The 18,135-nt window shown below is 62.1% G+C and carries 26 protein-coding genes and 1 pseudogene; 15 read left to right on the forward strand and 12 right to left on the reverse strand.

The features are described 5' to 3' along the window. Both ACODTZ_RS17695 and ACODTZ_RS17700 read left to right on the forward strand, forming a co-directional pair. A pseudogene (locus tag ACODTZ_RS17695) lies at positions 1-191 on the forward strand (efflux transporter outer membrane subunit); the annotation flags it as partial. Between the two features lie 172 nt (positions 192-363). Continuing rightward, entirely contained in the window at positions 364-621 is a 258-nt protein-coding gene (locus tag ACODTZ_RS17700) for a hypothetical protein (RefSeq protein ID WP_209234733.1), read from the forward strand. A 65-nt stretch (positions 622-686) separates the two neighbouring features. Here the strand turns inward: ACODTZ_RS17700 and ACODTZ_RS17705 are convergent, their stop codons facing one another. Continuing rightward, the gene (locus ACODTZ_RS17705) at positions 687-2,525 is read right to left on the reverse strand and encodes an ABC transporter ATP-binding protein (protein ID WP_489027031.1); all 1,839 of its coding nucleotides are present in this window, start codon (positions 2,523-2,525) and stop codon (positions 687-689) included. Between the two features lie 56 nt (positions 2,526-2,581). Between ACODTZ_RS17705 and ACODTZ_RS17710 the strand changes: the two genes are divergently transcribed. Further along, the gene (locus ACODTZ_RS17710; RefSeq protein WP_489027032.1) at positions 2,582-2,836 is read left to right on the forward strand and encodes a hypothetical protein; all 255 of its coding nucleotides are present in this window, start codon (positions 2,582-2,584) and stop codon (positions 2,834-2,836) included. An 84-nt stretch (positions 2,837-2,920) separates the two neighbouring features. Next, on the forward strand, positions 2,921-3,145 hold the full coding sequence (locus ACODTZ_RS17715) for a hypothetical protein (protein WP_018897204.1): 225 nt from the start codon (positions 2,921-2,923) through the stop codon (positions 3,143-3,145). 205 nt (positions 3,146-3,350) lie between these two features. Here ACODTZ_RS17715 and olsC read toward each other — a convergent pair whose 3' ends face one another. The 3 genes from olsC to ACODTZ_RS17730 all read right to left on the reverse strand — a co-directional run bounded on the left by olsC (position 3,351) and on the right by ACODTZ_RS17730 (position 5,297). After that, on the reverse strand, positions 3,351-4,196 hold the full coding sequence (gene olsC / locus ACODTZ_RS17720) for an ornithine lipid ester-linked acyl 2-hydroxylase OlsC (protein ID WP_112980372.1): 846 nt from the start codon (positions 4,194-4,196) through the stop codon (positions 3,351-3,353). A gap of 171 nt (positions 4,197-4,367) precedes the next feature. Further along, positions 4,368-4,709, reverse strand: a complete 342-nt coding sequence (locus ACODTZ_RS17725) for an SMR family transporter (RefSeq protein ID WP_047514405.1) — start codon at positions 4,707-4,709, stop codon at positions 4,368-4,370. A 27-nt stretch (positions 4,710-4,736) separates the two neighbouring features. After that, entirely contained in the window at positions 4,737-5,297 is a 561-nt protein-coding gene (locus ACODTZ_RS17730; protein WP_489027033.1) for a TetR/AcrR family transcriptional regulator, read from the reverse strand. A 153-nt stretch (positions 5,298-5,450) separates the two neighbouring features. Here ACODTZ_RS17730 and ACODTZ_RS17735 point away from each other — a divergent pair, with 153 nt between their 5' ends. Further along, a complete protein-coding gene (locus ACODTZ_RS17735; protein WP_047514411.1) occupies positions 5,451-5,840 on the forward strand; it encodes a group II truncated hemoglobin in 390 nt (129 codons plus the stop codon). A gap of 10 nt (positions 5,841-5,850) precedes the next feature. Further along, positions 5,851-6,222, forward strand: coding sequence for a DUF423 domain-containing protein (locus tag ACODTZ_RS17740; protein WP_489027034.1), 372 nt, complete (start codon positions 5,851-5,853; stop codon positions 6,220-6,222). Positions 6,223-6,233: 11 nt separating this feature from the next. Here the strand turns inward: ACODTZ_RS17740 and ACODTZ_RS17745 are convergent, their stop codons facing one another. From ACODTZ_RS17745 to ACODTZ_RS17770, 6 genes are all read right to left on the reverse strand, one after another. After that, on the reverse strand, positions 6,234-6,605 hold the full coding sequence (locus ACODTZ_RS17745) for a bleomycin resistance protein (RefSeq protein ID WP_489027035.1): 372 nt from the start codon (positions 6,603-6,605) through the stop codon (positions 6,234-6,236). Positions 6,606-6,608: 3 nt separating this feature from the next. After that, positions 6,609-6,923, reverse strand: a complete 315-nt coding sequence (gene hmuQ / locus ACODTZ_RS17750; protein ID WP_489027183.1) for a heme-degrading protein HmuQ — start codon at positions 6,921-6,923, stop codon at positions 6,609-6,611. Positions 6,924-6,931: 8 nt separating this feature from the next. Next, on the reverse strand, positions 6,932-7,201 hold the full coding sequence (locus tag ACODTZ_RS17755; protein WP_489027036.1) for a hypothetical protein: 270 nt from the start codon (positions 7,199-7,201) through the stop codon (positions 6,932-6,934). Continuing rightward, positions 7,198-7,605 carry a DUF2325 domain-containing protein gene (locus ACODTZ_RS17760; protein WP_047514424.1) on the reverse strand — a complete coding sequence of 136 codons (408 nt, stop codon included), beginning with the start codon at positions 7,603-7,605 and terminating at the stop codon, positions 7,198-7,200. The genes ACODTZ_RS17755 and ACODTZ_RS17760 overlap by 4 nt, the downstream gene beginning before the upstream one ends. A gap of 147 nt (positions 7,606-7,752) precedes the next feature. Then, positions 7,753-9,057: an energy transducer TonB family protein gene (locus ACODTZ_RS17765; RefSeq protein ID WP_489027037.1), complete on the reverse strand. Its 1,305-nt coding sequence runs from the start codon at positions 9,055-9,057 to the stop codon at positions 7,753-7,755. 56 nt (positions 9,058-9,113) lie between these two features. Further along, positions 9,114-9,572 (reverse strand): hypothetical protein, encoded by a 459-nt coding sequence (locus ACODTZ_RS17770; RefSeq protein ID WP_047514431.1) that lies wholly within the window; start codon positions 9,570-9,572, stop codon positions 9,114-9,116. Positions 9,573-9,714: 142 nt separating this feature from the next. Here ACODTZ_RS17770 and hemP point away from each other — a divergent pair, with 142 nt between their 5' ends. The 7 genes from hemP to ACODTZ_RS17805 all read left to right on the forward strand — a co-directional run bounded on the left by hemP (position 9,715) and on the right by ACODTZ_RS17805 (position 14,694). Continuing rightward, complete coding sequence (gene hemP / locus ACODTZ_RS17775; RefSeq protein ID WP_047514434.1) at positions 9,715-9,897, forward strand: hemin uptake protein HemP; 183 nt, start codon at positions 9,715-9,717, stop codon at positions 9,895-9,897. A gap of 10 nt (positions 9,898-9,907) precedes the next feature. Continuing rightward, a complete protein-coding gene (locus tag ACODTZ_RS17780; protein ID WP_489027038.1) occupies positions 9,908-10,957 on the forward strand; it encodes a hemin-degrading factor in 1,050 nt (349 codons plus the stop codon). A gap of 10 nt (positions 10,958-10,967) precedes the next feature. After that, positions 10,968-11,876 carry a heme/hemin ABC transporter substrate-binding protein gene (locus tag ACODTZ_RS17785; protein WP_489027185.1) on the forward strand — a complete coding sequence of 303 codons (909 nt, stop codon included), beginning with the start codon at positions 10,968-10,970 and terminating at the stop codon, positions 11,874-11,876. A gap of 20 nt (positions 11,877-11,896) precedes the next feature. Beyond that, positions 11,897-12,991: a FecCD family ABC transporter permease gene (locus ACODTZ_RS17790; RefSeq protein WP_489027187.1), complete on the forward strand. Its 1,095-nt coding sequence runs from the start codon at positions 11,897-11,899 to the stop codon at positions 12,989-12,991. Positions 12,992-13,000: 9 nt separating this feature from the next. After that, complete coding sequence (locus ACODTZ_RS17795; protein WP_112945391.1) at positions 13,001-13,792, forward strand: heme ABC transporter ATP-binding protein; 792 nt, start codon at positions 13,001-13,003, stop codon at positions 13,790-13,792. A 143-nt stretch (positions 13,793-13,935) separates the two neighbouring features. After that, positions 13,936-14,283 (forward strand): ElaB/YgaM/YqjD family protein, encoded by a 348-nt coding sequence (locus ACODTZ_RS17800; RefSeq protein WP_489027039.1) that lies wholly within the window; start codon positions 13,936-13,938, stop codon positions 14,281-14,283. 9 nt (positions 14,284-14,292) lie between these two features. Next, positions 14,293-14,694 (forward strand): hypothetical protein, encoded by a 402-nt coding sequence (locus ACODTZ_RS17805; protein WP_489027040.1) that lies wholly within the window; start codon positions 14,293-14,295, stop codon positions 14,692-14,694. Positions 14,695-14,778: 84 nt separating this feature from the next. Here the strand turns inward: ACODTZ_RS17805 and ACODTZ_RS17810 are convergent, their stop codons facing one another. Beyond that, positions 14,779-15,333, reverse strand: a complete 555-nt coding sequence (locus ACODTZ_RS17810) for an RNA polymerase sigma factor (protein WP_018897185.1) — start codon at positions 15,331-15,333, stop codon at positions 14,779-14,781. A gap of 10 nt (positions 15,334-15,343) precedes the next feature. Further along, positions 15,344-15,547, reverse strand: a complete 204-nt coding sequence (locus ACODTZ_RS17815) for a NepR family anti-sigma factor (RefSeq protein ID WP_018897184.1) — start codon at positions 15,545-15,547, stop codon at positions 15,344-15,346. 273 nt (positions 15,548-15,820) lie between these two features. Here ACODTZ_RS17815 and ACODTZ_RS17820 point away from each other — a divergent pair, with 273 nt between their 5' ends. Both ACODTZ_RS17820 and ACODTZ_RS17825 read left to right on the forward strand, forming a co-directional pair. Next, entirely contained in the window at positions 15,821-16,615 is a 795-nt protein-coding gene (locus ACODTZ_RS17820) for a response regulator (protein WP_047514451.1), read from the forward strand. Positions 16,616-16,801: 186 nt separating this feature from the next. Then, positions 16,802-17,815: an HWE histidine kinase domain-containing protein gene (locus ACODTZ_RS17825; RefSeq protein WP_489027189.1), complete on the forward strand. Its 1,014-nt coding sequence runs from the start codon at positions 16,802-16,804 to the stop codon at positions 17,813-17,815. The last annotated feature ends 320 nt before the right edge of the window (positions 17,816-18,135 follow it).

Consider the following 18,135-nt stretch of genomic DNA (forward strand, 5'->3'; position numbering starts at 1 on the left):
AGGACGGCGCCTCCTCGCTGCTCGACGTTCTCGACGCCCAGCGTCAGGTCTCGCTTGCCCAGGCAAGCCTGGCCGCGGCCGTCCAGCAGATGGCAACCGACTACGTCGCCCTCAACGTCGCCATCGGCGGCGGCTACAACCCGGGCGGCAACGCTGCCCCGGCCAAGCAGATCGTGGCAAAGGCAAACTGAGACCACAAGAATTGAGAAAAAGCCCCGGTTCGCCGGGGCTTTTTTGAGCACTCGTCGTGTACCATACCGTAAGATACGCTCCCTGCTCCGGCACTTCCTGTAAAATCGCTCCCGGTTTCGACTGATCGTCGTAACCGCTCCAGCACCAGGACGAAAACAAGGGAGTGAGGCAATGGGCAAGTTGAAACCGTTATGCGCCGCGCTACTGGCGGGACTGTTCGTGGCGACCCTACCCGATGTATCGTGGAGCACAGAGCAGGCGCAGCAGCGCCGGGCGGGGCGTGACGTCAAGCAGACCACACGGCAGAGTGCGCGCGATACGAAGCAGGATTGCCGCGCCGCCAATCAACAAAGCAACGCGGCATGCCGGCAGGACAAGCGGCAGACCAAGCAAAGCGGCCGGCAGACCGCACGCGACCTCAAATATTAAACGCCGCCGGAGACACGCAACGCTCCGCTTCGACGAAGCGCTGCGTACCTCTCTAATGCCAGCGATCACATGCTGGCCTGCACGCTGTGCAAGCCGGCATAGATCCCGTCTCGCGCCATCAGATCCTCGTGCCTGCCCTCCTCGACAATCCCGTCGGCGGTGAGCACCAGGATGCGGTCGGCGTGGCGGACCGTCGACAGGCGGTGCGCGATGACGACGGTGGTACGCCCCTTGGCGAGCCCGAGCAGCGCCTGTTGCACCGCCCGTTCGCTCTCATTGTCGAGCGCACTGGTGGCCTCGTCGAAGATCAGGATCGCGGGGTTCTTCAAGAACGCCCGCGCGATGGTCAACCGCTGCCGCTGCCCGCCCGAAAGCCGCACCCCGCGCTGGCCGATATCGGTATCGTATCCATCGGCAAGCGCCATGATGAACTCATGCGCATTGGCCGCCCGCGCCGCTTCTTCCACCTCCGCATCGGTGGCATCCGGCCGCCCGTAGCGGAGATTGTCGGCGACCGAGCCGGCGAAGAGATAGACGTCCTGCTGCACCACGCCGACATGTCCACGCAGCGACGACAGCGTGACATCACGGATATCGGCGCCATCGATCAGGATCGACCCGGCCTGCACGTCGTAGAAACGGGGAATGAGCGAGCATAAGGTGCTCTTTCCCACCCCTGACGGACCGACCAGCGCCACGAACTCGCCGGGCGCGATGGTGAAGGACAGGTTCTCGAACACACCAGGCGTGTCGGCATCATAACCGAAGCTGACATCCTCGAACCGGATCTCTCCCTTCGGCGTCGGCAGCGCGTGGGCACGGGGCCGGTCAACGATATCGGGCTCGACATCGAGGATCTCCATCGCCCGCACGAAGCCGGTATAGCCCTCCTGCCAGAGCCGCACGAAATTGGCGAGCCGCTGCACGGGATCGACAAGCACTGCAACACAAAGCAGGAAGGTCAGGAGATCAGCCACCGTCATCGCTGACGACACGATCCTGATACCACCGATGACGATGACCAGGATGGTGATGAACTGTGCGAAGCTCTCCGTTCCCACGGAAAACCACGCCTCGCTGCGATAGCCATCGGCACGGCTCACGAGAAAGCGCTCGTTCTGAACGGCGAAACGATCCCTCTCCAGTTTCTCATTCGCGAAGGACTGAACGACGCGGATGCCGGCAAGGCTGTCTTCCAGCCGCTCGTTGACGCCGGCGATCTGCTGCTTGCTGCGCTCCAGCGCGCGGTTCATGCGACGGTTGAAATGCAGCGCGTAGGCGACCGCGAGAGGCGTCAGCAACAGGATCAACCCTGCCAGGAGAGGATCGATATAGAAGAGCACCAGCATGGCGCCGCCATATTTGAGGATGGCGATCGAGACATCCTCGGGACCATGGTGGAACAACTCGCCGAGCCAGAGGGAATCGCTGGTGATGCGGCTCATCAACTGTCCGGTGCGCTGGCGATCGTAGAAGCTGAAGGAGAGCTTCTGGCAATGATCGAACAGCTCCTGCCGGACGGCGGCCTCGATGCGCGCGCCCATCACATGGCCGCGATAATCGACGAAGAAGACCGCGATCATCTGCACGGCCAGCAGCGCCAGCATCACGGCGCCGACCTTGAGGATCAGCAAGGTGGCCTCCCCCGCATCCGTGATCACGAGAAGGCGGTTGGTGACGATATTGGCGCAGACGGGCAACGCCACGGCGGTCGCCGCGACGAGAATGGCGCAGACGACATCGGCGCAGAGCAACGGCAGATGCGGGCGGTAGTAGCTGAGGAACTTGGCAACCCGAGAGCGCCGCCGCGCATGTTGATCGGCGGTGGTATCAGGCTCGGACGTGGTCGGGAGTGGTTTACGACGCGGCGCGTCTTTTCGCGCGCGGGCGAATTGAATAGACATGAAGCGGAGTGTCCTTGTGAGTGATCGTTCCTTTCGTTCTGGACAGGATCGCTTTCATGACAGTCTCCCTGGACGAGTTTGCGTTCAGCTTCGCGCCATCCTTAACAGATCACTCGCCCGCCCGCAAAGGCTGCTCCGGGCAGAAATTCAGGAAAACACGCTTAACGTGCGTTAACGGCGCGAGCAGCGCATTGGCCGACCGTTGGCGGCGCATTCAAGATTCCGATCTGGATCGAGACATTCCGGCCTCTGGTGCCAGCCGTTTCCGGCCCGTCGTTTCGTTCCGCGACAACGCGTCTGTCGCACCCTGAAACACCCGCAAGCCTTAACCTTACTGGGTAACCAATCCATTAGCATCCTGTTGAAAACGAAGGCGGTTATGGCAATCTTCAGCCATGACAAACATCCGCTCTCCAAGATTCAACGCCGATGATATGGGACGGTCGCGGGAATGCGAAAGCGTCTGCAAAGGGGCGATAACCGAAGTTGTCCGTCGCGCAATCGCGGCGGGATGGCGTGAAGCAGAAATCGCGCTTCACCTGGCAGACGCAGCAGAAGATTATGTCATCTACCTGGCAACCAAGCCGGACCGTCGCCTGAAGGCGGCAAACAACAACTAGTTGCGAATGGGGGCGACTGACGTCGCCGGAGCAAGGCCTGCTTACGAGGGGAAGCGACCTGCCTGCTCCGAAACATACGCATCGAGACTGCCTGCGGCGCTATCGCCGCACGATGATTTGAGAGCGGCGTCCCACCCGCCGAACAACAGCATGGCCTCTGAAACGAGGCCATGCTGTTTGATTTTCCAGGCTCAGGCTTGCTGGCTCAGCCCTGCGGCCGGTTTCTGAAAGCCTCGGCTTCCGCGTAGAACTTCTTTTCCCACTCCTTGTGGTTATCGAGCCCCTCGCGAATGAACGGCGTGAAGACGGCGAGGTTCATCAGCGCCCAGTTGACGAAGCGGGCCGGAAACTTCAGCGGCTTGTCGAAATCGACGAACAGCACCACGCGGGTCTTGTCCGTGTGGTTCCAGGCCTCGTGCTCGTAGGCATCGTCGAAGATCAGCGCCTTGCCCTCCTGCCAGTGGCAGATCTGGTCCTTGACGCGGATGGCGAGCTTGTCGGCCGGCTCCGGCACGATCATGCCGACATGCAGGCGCAGCACGCCGTTATAGGGTCCACGATGCGCCGGCAGATGTTTGCCAGGCTCGAAGATCGAAAACATCGCGGTCTTGAGGCCGGGGATCTTCTGCACGGCGCGCCAAGTTTCCGGGCACTGCGCGATGTTCTGTTCCGACTTCACGCCGAAACCGAGAAGGAAGAAGGTCTTCCAGCCGGAATCCGTCGAGATAGTCTTCACGTCGGTCGAGATGTCCTGGAAGGTCGGCAGCTCGCTCTGGCGCACCAGCACGCGCTCCAGCTCGGCGCGGATCTGCGGATAAGCCGCTTCGACCTCCTTCGCCCAGGGGAAAGTGGCGTTGTCGTAGACCGGCGGATTGCCGAGCTTGGCATATTTGAAGTTCAGCTTCTCCGCCCAGGCGACGATGCCCATGAAGAACCGTGTCACGGGGCTCGGGCGCCCCATCGGGGCGATGCCCGAGGTGCCGAAGGTCTGTCCCTCGGGCTTGGAATCGGCGGATTTGGGGGAGGAAAGGTCAGCAGTGCTGTCAGTCATGGGTGTTCCAATGCGCGATGCGTAAACTGTCATCTGTCACTCAGGATATGGACATCGCAGCCGATTGCGCAAGTCAGGCCTCCGTGAGGTGAGGTCAAATGTCGCGACCCCGGGGGCCATCTCCCCTGGTGACTGGGGGCTTTCCTCGCATACGACCGGTTTCCACTAAAATCAATGGGAGACGGATTTGGAGAACAGGTTGACCACCAGCACGCCCGCGATGATCAACCCCAGGCCGATGACGGCAGGCGTATCCAGCCGCTGCTTGAAATAGATGAGACCGACGCTGGAAATCAGCACGATGCCGAGCCCGCTCCAGATCGCATAGGCGATGCCGACAGGGATTACCTTCAGCGTCTGCGACAGGCAATAGAAGGAGGCGGCATAGCACGCGACCATCAGCGCAGTCGGCCAGAACCGGCTGAACTGCTGCGAAAGCTGCAGCGCCGTCGTGCCGATGACTTCGAGCGCGATCGCCGTAAACAGGAGCGCATAGACCGCAACCGGTGCCATGATTGTTGATCCTCTATTCCAGGGAAGCTAGCGTGCGGTCAGTTCGACGAGGCGCGCCAGAAGCGCCTGGCGTTGCGCATCATCGGAGGCGCCGCCGATCATGTCGGCGAGCCAGAGGCCATCGGCGGCGAAACGCACGATCTGCGCATCGATAGACGAGTCCGTGCCGACATATTCCTCGATCCGCCCGTCGATCCACTCCCCCCAGCGCCGCCGCAGCCGCGGCTCGGCCAGAAGCGCGATCGTCACCTGCGCCCAGTGGCCGGCATCGTCAGGGCTGTCGCGCAGGCCGGCAACGGCATTGAGATAGGCGCGCGTGAAACGGCCATGCGGCACCGGATCCTCGCGCATGCGCTCGTCGAGATCGGCATCGAAGCGCGCCAGAAGATCCTCGAACAGCGCGTCGAGCAGCGCGTTCTTGGTCGGGAAATGGTGGAGAAGGCCGCCCTTGCTCACGCCTGAGGCGCCCGACACGGCATCGAGCGTCACGGCACTCATCCCCTGCTCGTTCGTCAGGCGCGCGGCGACATCCAGCAGCTGCTGGCGAACGACGGCGGGTTGCTTGCGGCGGTGATGAGCGTTTGACATGACGCATAAAGATACCGTCTGGACGGTTTTGTCAAGATGCCGCGAGATTCGGCCATTCGGTCTGGTGCGAAATGTCGCGCTTGGTGATGCGGGTTCCGGTTGCGATCGAGGCTGCGGCGGTGCATGAAGGGGCAAGCTGTGAGGAGCCGCGCCGTGAGCGAAAACACCATTACACTTTATGAGGCCGTCGGCGGCGACGCGACGATCCGGGCGCTGTCGCATCGTTTCTACGAGCTGATGGACACGCTGCCGGAGGCGAGCCACGTTCGCGCGGTTCACCCGCCGACGCTCGAAGGCAGCGAAGCGAAATTCTACGAATACCTGACCGGCTATCTCGGCGGCCCGCCTGTCTATGTCGAGAAATACGGCCATCCGCGCCTCAGAAGCCGCCACTTCATCGCCGAGATCGGCCCCGTCGAGCGCGACGAGTGGCTCCTGTGCTTCCGCCAGGCGCTGGAAGAGACTGTTCCGAACCCGAAGCTGCGCGAGATCATCCTTCCGCCGATCGAGCGGCTGGCCGATCACATGCAGAACAAGCAATAGGCTCCCTATAATGACGCTCAATCAGCGCTTCTCGCCGCTTCTCCTGGTATTTTCAGGCCTATTCGGCTTTGCCGGCGTGGCGCTGGCCGCGGCCGCCGCCCATCTCGACGGCGACGGACACTTCCTGGCATCCGCATCCGCCATGTGCCTCGCCCACGCCCCTGCCCTCTTGGCCCTTGCGCTAGCTGGCGAAAAGCTCAAGACAGCCTGGCTCGCCGGCCTCCTTATGGGCGTCGGCACGCTGCTCTTTTCAGGCGACCTGGTGACGCTTCGCTTTGCAGGCTCCGGCCTGTTTCCGATGGCGGCGCCCACGGGCGGCTTCGCCATGATGTTCGGCTGGCTGGCAATCGCCGCCGGCGCCATCTTCCGCAACCGCGCCTAAGACCAAGCGGCTTATGACTGCTGCGGGATCCGTCCGAAGCGCAGCAGATTGCCGTGCGGATCGTGGATGTAGAACTCTTCCATGTTCCACGGCCGCACCGTCATGTCGCTGAGCTTCTCGACACCGCGCGCCTTGTATTCCGCGTGAAGCGCGCCGATACCGCCGCCGCGCAGATAGACGGATGTGCGCTCGCAGAGCGATCGATCGTCCGTCAGCCAGAAATGCAGTTCCATCTCGTCGCGACGCAGGATGAGATAGTCCTTGTCCTGATAGACGATCGTCTCGAAGCCGAGCCCGCCGCGATAAAAGGAAAGCGTCTCGCCGATATTGAGCGACGGCAAAACCGGCAGAACTTCGATACGATCAGGATTGTCAGCCACCATCGCTCAGATCCCGTCCACGACCTGAAAGCCCTCGAACACGGGCGGCCCCTTGTACATCGCCTTGCGGTCGCCGGCATTGCGATGGGCGACGCGGAACTGCTCGGACTTCGTCCAGTTTAGGAAATCTTCTTCGCTGCGCCAGATCGTGTGCGAGGAAAACAGCGTATAGCCCTCCTCCGCATTCTCGCGACCACGCAGCAGCCGGAATTCCACGAAGCCGGGCACCTCCGAAAGGCTGGAATCGCGGTTGCGCCAGACGCTTTCGAATTCCGCTTCCGACCCGATCGATACCTTGAAGCGGTTCATCGCGATAAACATGGGAGCACTCACGCCTTGCGTTTCCTCTCGGCTTCGGGAGCCTCGAAGGCTATCACATTGCGGCCGTCAAGCGCATCGCGCCCAAGCGGTTTTTCCGGCAATTCGCCGGGCATGCGCGCTTCCCAAACCGGAAACTGCTCGACATTGGGATAGTACCTGCGCCGCTCTTCGCGTTCCATCATCAGCTCATAGAGTTCGGGAACCATGCCATCGCCATTGTGTGCGGCCAGCTTGTGCAGGCCGATCAACGTGTACCCTTCCGGGTGTCTATCGCTCATCGGGTGGCGTTTCGCTCGTTCATCGTCGTCAGCGCCCGCTCGAGGCTCGACTTGCTGCCGTTGCGCAGCGGAATGAAGGTCTTGCCGAACTTCTTGCAGCCGGTCTTTACCCTGAGGCACGCATCATGGCTGATACAGTCGATCGGGCAGAAGACGCAGTCGACGGAGGGAAGCACCGTATCGATGCGCGACACAGCCTCTCGCAGGCCGCCATCGTGGTGGATCAGCTCCGCGCCGAAGTTGCTGGCGATCTGGCGCAGATGCGCCACCTGGCAGTCACGCCCGCCGACATAAAGGAAGCTGCGGCCATCAAGCTTGGAACGTCCGGAGGTCTCCTCAACCGTGCTTGTATCCGCACTCACGCGGATTTCCCGGTTAGAACCCTTCTTCGCCTTACGCGCCATTGACCACCCGTTCGTTCATTGATCGGCACACGATTGCTGCGTGTGTGGGTGGACCTTAGTAAACTTGATTTTTAGAGTAAAGTATAAAGTTGATTATTTTGATCATATTTTCTCAAGGACCCGATTTTATCATCGGGCCGCTTGCTGTCAGCGACCCGTCGTGACCTGCACTTCCTGGGTGAAGGTCCAGATCGGCTTGCCCCATTCGGCCGGCAGCGGCGGGAATGGTGCTGCGCGGCGAACGCCATCGACCACGGCGGCGTCGAGTTCGGGAATGCCCGAGCTGCGCGCAACCGACAGGCTGCTCACGCCGCCAGAGCCGTTGATGCTCAACCGGATGCGAACGCTCATCGCGGCATTCATCCGCCTGTATTCGGAAGGCACGCGGACGGACCGCCTGATTTTCGATTGCACCTTGCCCGGATAGTTGGCGACAGCGGCACTGCCGGAGCCGCCGCGATTTCCGGCGCTACGCGAATCCTGGTCGGAGGCCTGGTCGACGCCATCGGAAGCGCCGCGTCGGCTATCCTGCTTGTTCTCGCCCTGAGAGCCCGAACGCGTGACAACCTTCTTCGGCGGCTGCTTCTTCTCTACCGGCTTCGGCTTTTCCACCGGCTTCTGCGCAACCGGCTTCGGGTCCGGCGTCGGCACGGTCTCCGGCTCAGGCGGAATTTCCGCCGTCTCGGTCGGCTGAACCGGCGCGACATCCTCAGGCGTCGCAGGCGGCGTCTCGGTTGCCTCCGGCTGAACTTCCGTCGGCACCTCGGTTGCCATCGGCTGAACGACCGAGGTCTCGGCCGGCACCTGCGATGTCAGTACCTCAGGCTCGACCGCCGTCATGTTCTCAGGCGAGACCCGCGTGACTTCCTGCGTTGGCGCGACAGGCTGCGGATCGACCGGCTGCGCGTCGGGCTGAACCTCTGTCGGCTGCTGCGCGACCTCGGGCTGCACCTGTTCCGCCACGATCTCTTCCGGCTGCGGCTCGGCCGTCTCTTCACCCGACGACGCCTGGTCGAGATCCGAATCGCCGAGCATGATCACGCTCACCGTCTCGCCCGCCTCTTCCTCCGGCTGCTCCGGAGTGACGACGACGCCGACGATCAGGGCAATGGCGAGCGCGCTGTGGAAAATGAAGGAACCGATGCAGGCAGCCGTCACGCCGAGCTTGCCGCGATGCGGCCGGGTGGCCGCCGGCATCTCGACGCTCGCATCCATCAGCGGCGCGGCTGCATGACCGTTGCTTGCGCTGCGCGGATCCTGCGGGAAGGACGAGATTTGCGCCTGGCGCGTATAGTGCAGAACAGCCTCGGCGGCCGGCTGGCGTGCCACGTTGCGAAGATCCGACAGTTCGTGGCCGGGATGCATGCCCGGATTGTTGTCGTTCACACCGCCATCGGCGACCGCCTCGTCGAAGAGAACCTGTCTCGCCTTTGATCTCGCTGAAACCACCATTTTGGACGCCTTGTACCGCTGCAACGGAAGAGGCCGGGGCTACCCCCGGCCGTCACTCAACCTTCGAAAGGAATGGAAACCTGGGAGCGGGTCACCAGACCCTTCATGCACTCGCCCTTGTCGGGGCCTTCGCACGCCGGCGTGTCATTGATCAGCAGCCGCGTCACCGCCTCGCATTTCACGTTCGGCATATCGAACTGCCGCACCCGCTTCTTGCCCTGCGGCAGATCGCGGAAATCGAGAACGGTGATCTTGTCGACGGCGTTCTTGTCGTTGAAGAAGGCAAGCTCGAAGGACACTTTGGTGATCGCTTGCGGCAGCGTGTTCAGCGCCACGAAAGTCATCATGCAGCCCTTCTGCGAAGGCGCCAGCGCGTTGAGTTCCACATCGAGCGCTGCCTTCGGCGCGGCGGCCGCGGCGGGCTCCTGCGCATAGGCCTGGATCGCGCCCGAAAGGACCAGGGAGCCGGCTGCCAAAAGCGTTGCAAATCGGGTGACCGGCCTCGTGACTACCATTGCGTCTCTCCACTGAAATTCTGAAACTTGACTTACAAAGTCCGCTATTGCGTCTTTAAAAAATGATGACTATGAAAGTCAAGATAATTGTAGGTCGTAAGGGCATTTTTGGCCCACCTAAAGAAGCAAAAAAGCCAACGAAATGATGGTCGATAAGCCGGACACACTGAAGCAAACGCTGTTGGCGCGCGACGCCATGGCCGAGGTCCGAATCCTGGAGAGCAGCGAGATTTTTCGCGGCGCCAACGAGATCGTCATTCGCCACGACGGCGCCTTGTACCGGATGAAAATCACCCGCCAGGGCAAGCTAATTCTGAATAAGTAGGGGTAGACATATGACTGAGAACACCAAGCCGTCGCCGGCAGAGATTCGCGCCTTCCGCGCCGAAAACCCGAAGATGCGCGAGCGCGATATCGCCGCCCAGCTCAAGGTTTCCGAAGCAGCGCTCGTGGCCGCAGAAGTCGGCATTTCCGCCACCCGCATCGACGGAAGCGCGATCAAGCTCCTGGAGCGCGTCGCCGAACTCGGCGAAGTCATGGCGCTCTCGCGCAACGAGAGCGCCGTCCACGAAAAGATCGGTGTCTACGAGAACATCAAGACCGGTGGCCAGGGCGCCATCGTGCTCGGCGAAAACATCGACCTGCGCATCTTCCCGAGCCGCTGGGTCCACGCTTTCGCGGTCACCAAGAAGGATGGCGACCAGGAGCGCCTGAGCCTGCAGTATTTCGACAAGGCGGGCACCGCCGTCCACAAGGTTCACCTGCGCCCGGCCTCCAACGTCGAGGCCTATCACTCTATCGTGAACGACCTGAAACTTGAGGACCAGTCGCAGGACTTCGTCGCCGACGACAGCAAGACGCTTGCCGACGAGAGCGGCAGCGTCACCAAGGATGAGCTCCGCGACCACTGGAGCAAGATGACCGACACGCACGAGTTCTTCGGCATGCTGCGCAAGCTGAAGATCGGTCGCCAGGCCGCCGTGCGCACCGTTGGCGACGACTTCGCTTGGCAGCTCGACAACACCGCGACCGCAGAGATGATGCACGCCTCGGTGAAGTCCGGCCTGCCGATCATGTGCTTCGTCGGCAATGACGGCATCGTCCAGATCCACTCCGGCCCGATCTTCAACATCCAGCCGATGGGTCCGTGGATCAACATCCTCGACGAAACCTTCCACCTGCATCTGCGCCAGGACCACATCGCCGAGACCTGGGCCGTGCGCAAGCCGACCAAGGATGGCCACGTCACCTCCGTCGAGGTCTACGGCGCCAATGGCGAAATGATCATTCAGTTCTTCGGCAAGCGTCACGAAGGCTCCGCGGAGCGCGCCGACTGGCGCGACATCGTCGAAAGCCTGCCCAAGGCGACCAGCGTTGCGGCGTAAGCCGAAGGAGATGACGATGCCGAACCACAATCGCGGTTCATTCAAGAAGACATCCATGCTGCGGGGCCTCATGGCCCTGCCGCTGGCAGCCTCGCTTCTCGCCTTCTCGCCGGCTGCCCATGCCGAAGACAAGATCGACAGCAGCCGCCTGATCTCGATCGGCGGCGACCTCACCGAGATCATCTACGCGCTCGGCGAAGAAAAGCACCTGATCGCCCGCGACACGACCAGCCTGTTTCCCGAACAGGCTCTGAAGCTGCCCGACGTCGGCTACATGCGCGCGCTGTCGCCCGAAAACATCCTCGCCATGAACCCGACGGCGATCGTTGCCGTCGAGGGCTCCGGCCCGCCGGAAGCGTTGACGGTGCTGCGCAGCGCCAGCGTCCCCTTCGAGACGGTGCCGAACGCCTATACGCGCGACGGCATCCTCGCCAAGATCGACAAGGTCGGCGCGCTCCTGGGTGTCGAGCCAAAGGCCGCCGAACTGCACAAGCAGGTCGCGACCGATCTCGACGCCGCGATTTCAGACGCTGCCAAGCACCCGGAAAGCGAACGCAAGCGCGTTCTCTTCATCCTCAGCATGCAGGGCGGCAAGATCATGGCTTCGGGCACCGGAACGGCGGCCGATGGCATCATCAAGCTCGCCGGCCTGGTCAACGCCGTCGGCACCTTCCCGGGCTACAAGCCGCTGACGGACGAGGCGATCATCGAAGCCAAGCCCGACGTCATCCTGATGATGAACCGTGGCGACGGCGCAGGCACCAAGAACGAGGACCTGATGAGCCAGCCGGCGCTGGCGTTGACGCCTGCCGTGCAGAACAAGGCGATCATCCGCATGGACGGCCTGCACCTGCTCGGCTTCGGACCGCGCACGGCGAGCGCCGTTCGCGAGCTCACCAAGGCGATCTACGGGGGCTGACCATGGCGGTACTGAACGACATGGACGGACGTCGCATCGTGTTTTCGGCCTCGGGGATGCGTGAGCGTCACCGGGCCGGCGATCGCTCGCTGCTGGCACTGGCGGTCATCGCGCTGCTGGTGGTCGGCTCCGTCGTGTCGTTGCTGTTCTCCGTCACGACGGGCGCCTCGGATGCGTCCTTCCTCGACGTGATCGCCAATGTCGCCGGATCGGATGATGCGCTCAGCATGCGCGACCGCATCATCATATTCGACATCCGCATGCCGCGCGCCATCCTCGGTTTCCTCGTCGGCGGCTCGCTGGCAGTGTCGGGCGCCGTCATGCAGGGGCTGTTTCGCAACCCGCTGGCCGATCCCGGCCTCGTCGGCGTCTCCTCCGGCGCTGGCCTCGGCGCTGTTGTCATGATCGTGCTCGGCGGCGGCTTTGTCGCGCCGCTCTACGTCCTGCTCGGCATCTACGCGCTTCCGCTCGCAGCCTTCGCAGGCGGCCTCGCCACGACGCTGCTCCTCTACCGGATCGCCACCAGCAACGGCCAGACTTCCGTCGCAACCATGCTGCTTGCCGGCATCGCGCTCGGCTCGCTTGCCGGCGCCATGACCGGCCTGCTCGTCTACATGGCCAACGACCAGCAGCTACGCGACCTCACCTTCTGGGGCATGGGCTCGCTCGCCGGCTCGACATGGACCAAGATCGCCGCCGCCGGCCCGATCATCCTCCTGTCCTTCATCGTCGTCCCCTTCCTCGCCAAGGGCCTGAATGCCATCACGCTCGGCGAGGCCGCCGCCTTCCACATGGGCGTTCCGGTCCAGCGGCTGAAGAACATCGCCATCGTCACCGTCGCGGCCGCCACAGGCGCATCGGTCGCCGTCAGCGGCGGCATCGGCTTTGTCGGCATCGTCGTGCCGCATGTGCTCCGCATGGCGATCGGCCCCGATCACCGCTATCTGCTACCGGCCTCGGCGCTCCTCGGCGGTTCACTGCTGATCTTTGCCGACGTTATAGCCCGCACCATCGTCGCGCCCGCCGAACTGCCGATCGGCATCATCACCGCGGCCGTCGGCGGCCCGTTCTTCCTCTGGATCCTGCTGCGCCAGCGTTCCCGCCTTGCCCTTTGAGTATCTGCCATGATCGAAGTCTCCGGCGTCTCCGTCCGCCTATCGGGCAAAACCATCGTTGAAGACGTCGGCTTCACCGCCGCCTCGGGCAAGCTGACGGCAATCGCCGGGCCGAACGGCTCCGGCAAGACGACCACGATGAAAGCAGTATCCGGCGAACTGCCCTATAACGGCTCGATCCGCATCAACGGCGAGGACGTGCGCGGGCTGCAGCCATACCAGCTGGCGGCCGTGCGCGGCGTGCTGCCCCAGGCAAGCAACATCTCCTTCCCCTTCACCGTCCGCGAAATCGTCCGCATGGGGCTGACCTCGGGGCTGAACCGCAATCCCGAACGCGCCGAGCAGACGGCAGCCAAGGCGCTGTCTTCGGTCGATCTTGACGGCTACGAAGGACGCTTCTACCAGCACCTCTCCGGCGGCGAACAGCAGCGCGTGCAGCTTGCCCGCGTGCTTTGCCAGATCTCCGAACCCGTAGTCGACGGCAAGCCGCGCTGGCTGCTGCTCGACGAGCCGGTCTCCAGCCTCGATATCAGCCACCAGCTGACGATCATGCGGCTTGCCCGCGCCTTCTGCGATGCCGGCGGCGGCGTCATCGCCGTGATGCACGACCTTAACCTGACGGCGCTCTTCGCCGACCAGATCATTCTCATGCAGCAGGGCGGCCTCGCAGCCCGCGGCACCGTGCATGAAGTGCTGACCGACGAGACCATGCACTCGGTCTTCGGCTGCCCGCTGCGCATCAACAAGGTGCCTGACGACGGCACCCCATTCGTGCTCGCCCACAGCGCCGTCGGCGGCTGACTACAAGCGGAACCTTTTGCCCACAACCGGCGTTAAGCCATTGATTTGGGTCATTGCCGGGCATCTGTGTTCATGCAAGCTTGCGTTCTGATCCTGTGTTTAACCAGGCGGTGCGAAACCGCGCCGTAACAATGGAGAAAACCATGGCATCTTTCCTTCAGTCCGGCCGTCACCGTCGCAATGGCAGCGCCGCTCTTCACAACATCGAGGCAACGGTCGAGGACCAGATCGCGTCCCTTCAGGACGAAATCGCGTCGCTGACGAAGCTGATCAGCAAGAACTCGCGCAAGCAGAGCGAAAAACTCAGCGCCCAGGCGACATCCGGCTACGAAGATCTGGTTGCCCGCAGCGAGGACTTGCTGCGCGACCTGCAGGATGGTTATCTGCGCGGCGCTTCCGAAGTGCGCGACACCGTTCGCAGGCACCCGGTCGCCACCATCGGCGCTGCTGCCGCATTCGGACTGGTCGTTGCCCTCCTGGCACGACGCTAAGGAGGCTAGATGCTGTTCCCGATCCTCAGCCTCCTGGTAGGCACGAGTGTTCACCGCACCGTTGCGCGCACCAAGCGCAACGGTATTTTCATTGCCATCGCCGCGATTTTCGTGCTGACCGCCTACGCGCTGGCCGTGACAGCCGGCGCGATCTGGCTTGCCGGCATTTATGGCGCCGTCGGAGCAGCACTCTTTCTGGCGGCCTGTGCGCTTCTGATCGCCATCATCGTGATGATCGTCATGATGGTGATGAATGCGCAGGAGGCCCGGCGCGCCAAAGAACGCAAGCAGGCGTTTGAAACTGCTGCTGCGGCCAGCCTCGGGATCATCCGCTCGCAGCCGCTTCTGACCGCCGGCGTGATTGCCGCCATGGTCGCCGCCAATCTCTTCACCTCGAAGGAGCGCGACTAACATCGCTGCCGCTTTCGCTGAACGCATAAAAAAACCGGCGCCCGCAAGGGTCAGCCGGTTTTTCCTTGTCCGTTCAATGCACTCTCAGAACGCGAAGGCCTTGGAGGTCAGCGGCGACGAGGTCGCATCCGGTCCGAAATCGGCTTCGCCGGTGATCTGAAGCATTTCCTGCAGCCGCTGGCGGGCGCGATTGACGCGGCTCTTGATCGTTCCGACCGCGCAGCCGCAGATTTCGGCGGCTTCCTCGTAGGAGAAGCCGGATGCGCCGACCAGAATGATCGCTTCGCGCTGGTCGCTCGGCAATTGCTCAAGCGCCTTCTTGAAGTCTTGCAGGTCGAGCGCGCCATATTGCGACGGGTGCGTTGCCATGGATTCCGTGAACAGGCCGTCGCTGTCCTGGATCTCGCGACCCGCCTTGCGCATCTGGCTGTAAAGCTCGTTGCGCAGGATGGTGAAGAGCCAGGCCTTCATGTTGGTGCCCATCTCGAAGTGGTCCTGCTTGGCCCATGCCTTCATGATGGTGTCCTGCACGAGGTCATCGGCGCGGTCATGACGACCGATCAGCGAGATGGCGAATGCGCGCAGGCTTGGGAGAGCCGAAAGGAGCTCGCGTTTGAAGCTTGGTTGCTGCTTGTCCATAGATCAACCTTCACTTCGCTGCTTTGGCCGAGGCCATTTCGGCCTGGTCGAGCTTTTCGAGGAGATCGAGGAAACGATCGGGGATCGCTTCTTCCTGAACGGCAGCATAAAGCGACCTCAAACGCACCCCGATCTGGCTGTTGGGATCCATGATGTCGCTTGCACGTAACTCAGCGCGTTGGCCGTCTATGTCTTCGTTGTTCCGGCTTGTCATTAACTTTTCACTTCTTGTCCGTTGTCTCTAAGCCTCGCGTACCGCTGCGGGAAAACCTTCATTCCGGTCCCCTGCCGCCTCGGTCGAATTCTCGCCGGACAACCCTCTCGGAATGCATGTCGTGTCGCAGGTCAGTTTACGATGAGCCCCTTCTCGTGGGCAGTAGAATGCGCGGTGGTAAAAAAAGTTCCTGATCATCTGGAACTTTTTTCCGGTAGTGTGCGTTCTCGATGCACTGGAGCTGTTTTTCGGCCCTGCTTATGGGAGCTTTCTATGACACTTTCTACTCGAATTGCGCCGCACCTTCCTTATCTGCGCCGCTATTCACGGGCGTTGACCGGCACACAGACATCAGGCGACGCGTATGTCGCCGCAGTGCTTGAGGCAATCATTGCCGATATATCCATTTTCCCTGACACATCGAACGACCGCGTCGCACTCTACAAACTGTTCACGACGCTGTTTGGTTCCTCGACAGTGCAGATTCCAGAGCCCTCCTCCCCCTACGCCTGGGAGCAGCGCGCCACCATCAACCTCGGCAAGGTCTCGCCGCGCGCCCGCCAGGCCTTCATCCTGGCCTCGGTCGAAAACTTCCGCGTCGGTGAAATCGCCGAAATCCTCGACAGCGAGGAGAGCGAAGTGGCGACCCTGCTCGACAGCGCATCGCGTGAAATCTCCCGCCAGGTCGCGACCGATATCATGATCATCGAGGACGAACCGCTGATTGCCATGGATATCGAGCAGATGGTCGAAAGCCTCGGCCACCGCGTCACCGGCATCGCCCGCACCCACACGGAAGCCGTGGCGCTCTACAACAAGACCAAGCCGAGCATGGTTCTCGCCGACATCCAGCTTGCCGACGGCAGCTCGGGTATCGACGCGGTCAACGACATCCTCAAGACCTCGAGCGTTCCGGTGATCTTCATCACCGCCTTCCCCGAGCGCCTTCTGACCGGTGAGCGCCCCGAGCCGACCTTCCTCGTCACCAAGCCATTCAACCCTGACATGGTCAAAGCTCTGATCAGCCAGGCGCTTTTCTTCAATGAAAGCACGAAGGCAGCCGCCTGACGCTATATTTCAGCCATTGCGGAACAATGCGAAAGGGGGAGCGTTCCAGTCCATCTGCAGCGCTCCCCGGATATTAAGATTTTATCTAGCGCTTGCCTCTAAAAAGAAGCGGTGGGCGGACTTTAGGGTCTGCTGGCGGCATAAACGGATTGAAGGAAAGGCGGCTGGGTGAAGAGGACTGGACCATTGGCCGGCACGCCCTTCGCATTGGAAGGCAAAGAGCTCTTGATGGAGCGGGCGCTCGCAAGCGCCGGCATCGCCGTTGTCTATCAGGATCCCGATCTCGGCATCGTCTACGCCGAGAACCTCCCCGCGCATCTTGAACACGCCGTTCTCCCCGGAGGCAGCGATGCCGACATGTTCGGCGAAGTCCACGCACGCAATCTCGAAACACTGAAGCGCAAGGTGCTGGAAACCGGCGCCCCGGCCAGCACGGAGGCTGACATCGCCATCGACGGCGAGATGCGCACCTACGAAATCAAGGTGCAGCGCGTCACGCTTGGCCACGAAATCGGACTGCTGTCTATCATCACCGAGATCACCGAGACCAGACACCGCGAGAAGGTGCTGAAATCGCTTCTGCGCGAACTGTCGCACCGCTCGAAAAACCTGCTTGCCATCATCCAGGGCATCGCCACGCAGACAGCCCGCAACACGCTGTCACTCGACAGCTTCCTGGTAAAATTCCGTGGCCGGCTCCAGTCGCTGTCGAACTCGCAGGACCTTATCACCGACAGTAGCTGGCGCGGCGCCTTCCTCTTCGAACTCACACGCAAACAGTTCGCTCCCTATTGGCCGGAGAGCGCCGGCCCCCTTCCCGTCACCGGGCTCAATGTTCACCTGACCCCGAACGCAGCGGTCCATGTCGGCCTTGCGCTCCACGAGTTGATCGTCAACTCGGCGACCTTCGGCGCCATTGCCGGCGGCGCGCCAGCGATCGCGCTCGACTGTCAGGAAACCATGCACGGCGACCGCAAGGCGATCAGCTTCACCTGGACCGAAACGCTACCCAACGACGAAGTCCACGAATTCAGCGACAACAGCTTCGGCCGCATCGTGCTCGAGCGCGTCGTGCCCTCGTCGGTCAATGGCAAGGCCGATCTGCGCCTGACGCCAGGCCGCATCGAGTATCACCTGCTGATCCCCGACACCGAATTCGAGATCCTCAAGCGCGCGCCGCAGCAGGTCGGCGGCGTCTGACCGTCGTCATCCAACATTCCATCGATTTTTACTGAATACCGCGCACAAGAAAACAGCCAGTGCGAGGGCGGCGCACCGGCTGTTTTCACTCACCGGGAGGGGACCGTGAGTGTGATCCGAAGGTGGTTTGGGGGCGCGCATTTTTGGGTCGATGCGATCACCATTCGGATATCGCCATAACGGGCTGTGCGAGGAATGGTTCCCGCCCTTCACGAAAAATCTCTGATTTTTTCAATTATTCTTCCGCTGTGAAGATCGGCGCGGCCGCAAGCGCCCATCGAGCAATTTGACAGCAATCAACTAAAAATCGAAAAACCGTT

Source organism: Rhizobium sp. FG113 (genome assembly GCF_057809895.1).

Excerpts from the sequence above, each read along its gene's own strand:
- ACODTZ_RS17700 (WP_209234733.1), top strand. The coding sequence starts at position 364 with ATGGGCAAGTTGAAACCGTTATGCGCCGCGCTACTGGCGGGACTGTTC.
- ACODTZ_RS17705 (WP_489027031.1), bottom strand. The coding sequence starts at position 2,525 with ATGTCTATTCAATTCGCCCGCGCGCGAAAAGACGCGCCGCGTCGTAAA.
- ACODTZ_RS17710 (WP_489027032.1), top strand. The coding sequence starts at position 2,582 with ATGACAGTCTCCCTGGACGAGTTTGCGTTCAGCTTCGCGCCATCCTTA.
- ACODTZ_RS17715 (WP_018897204.1), top strand. The coding sequence starts at position 2,921 with ATGACAAACATCCGCTCTCCAAGATTCAACGCCGATGATATGGGACGG.
- olsC (WP_112980372.1), bottom strand. The coding sequence starts at position 4,196 with ATGACTGACAGCACTGCTGACCTTTCCTCCCCCAAATCCGCCGATTCC.
- ACODTZ_RS17725 (WP_047514405.1), bottom strand. The coding sequence starts at position 4,709 with ATGGCACCGGTTGCGGTCTATGCGCTCCTGTTTACGGCGATCGCGCTC.
- ACODTZ_RS17730 (WP_489027033.1), bottom strand. The coding sequence starts at position 5,297 with ATGTCAAACGCTCATCACCGCCGCAAGCAACCCGCCGTCGTTCGCCAG.
- ACODTZ_RS17740 (WP_489027034.1), top strand. The coding sequence starts at position 5,851 with ATGACGCTCAATCAGCGCTTCTCGCCGCTTCTCCTGGTATTTTCAGGC.
- ACODTZ_RS17745 (WP_489027035.1), bottom strand. The coding sequence starts at position 6,605 with ATGGTGGCTGACAATCCTGATCGTATCGAAGTTCTGCCGGTTTTGCCG.
- hmuQ (WP_489027183.1), bottom strand. The coding sequence starts at position 6,923 with ATGTTTATCGCGATGAACCGCTTCAAGGTATCGATCGGGTCGGAAGCG.
- ACODTZ_RS17755 (WP_489027036.1), bottom strand. The coding sequence starts at position 7,201 with ATGAGCGATAGACACCCGGAAGGGTACACGTTGATCGGCCTGCACAAG.
- ACODTZ_RS17760 (WP_047514424.1), bottom strand. The coding sequence starts at position 7,605 with ATGGCGCGTAAGGCGAAGAAGGGTTCTAACCGGGAAATCCGCGTGAGT.
- ACODTZ_RS17765 (WP_489027037.1), bottom strand. The coding sequence starts at position 9,057 with ATGGTGGTTTCAGCGAGATCAAAGGCGAGACAGGTTCTCTTCGACGAG.
- ACODTZ_RS17770 (WP_047514431.1), bottom strand. The coding sequence starts at position 9,572 with ATGGTAGTCACGAGGCCGGTCACCCGATTTGCAACGCTTTTGGCAGCC.
- hemP (WP_047514434.1), top strand. The coding sequence starts at position 9,715 with ATGATGGTCGATAAGCCGGACACACTGAAGCAAACGCTGTTGGCGCGC.
- ACODTZ_RS17780 (WP_489027038.1), top strand. The coding sequence starts at position 9,908 with ATGACTGAGAACACCAAGCCGTCGCCGGCAGAGATTCGCGCCTTCCGC.
- ACODTZ_RS17785 (WP_489027185.1), top strand. The coding sequence starts at position 10,968 with ATGACGATGCCGAACCACAATCGCGGTTCATTCAAGAAGACATCCATG.
- ACODTZ_RS17790 (WP_489027187.1), top strand. The coding sequence starts at position 11,897 with ATGGACGGACGTCGCATCGTGTTTTCGGCCTCGGGGATGCGTGAGCGT.
- ACODTZ_RS17795 (WP_112945391.1), top strand. The coding sequence starts at position 13,001 with ATGATCGAAGTCTCCGGCGTCTCCGTCCGCCTATCGGGCAAAACCATC.
- ACODTZ_RS17800 (WP_489027039.1), top strand. The coding sequence starts at position 13,936 with ATGGCATCTTTCCTTCAGTCCGGCCGTCACCGTCGCAATGGCAGCGCC.
- ACODTZ_RS17805 (WP_489027040.1), top strand. The coding sequence starts at position 14,293 with ATGCTGTTCCCGATCCTCAGCCTCCTGGTAGGCACGAGTGTTCACCGC.
- ACODTZ_RS17810 (WP_018897185.1), bottom strand. The coding sequence starts at position 15,333 with ATGGACAAGCAGCAACCAAGCTTCAAACGCGAGCTCCTTTCGGCTCTC.
- ACODTZ_RS17815 (WP_018897184.1), bottom strand. The coding sequence starts at position 15,547 with ATGACAAGCCGGAACAACGAAGACATAGACGGCCAACGCGCTGAGTTA.
- ACODTZ_RS17820 (WP_047514451.1), top strand. The coding sequence starts at position 15,821 with ATGACACTTTCTACTCGAATTGCGCCGCACCTTCCTTATCTGCGCCGC.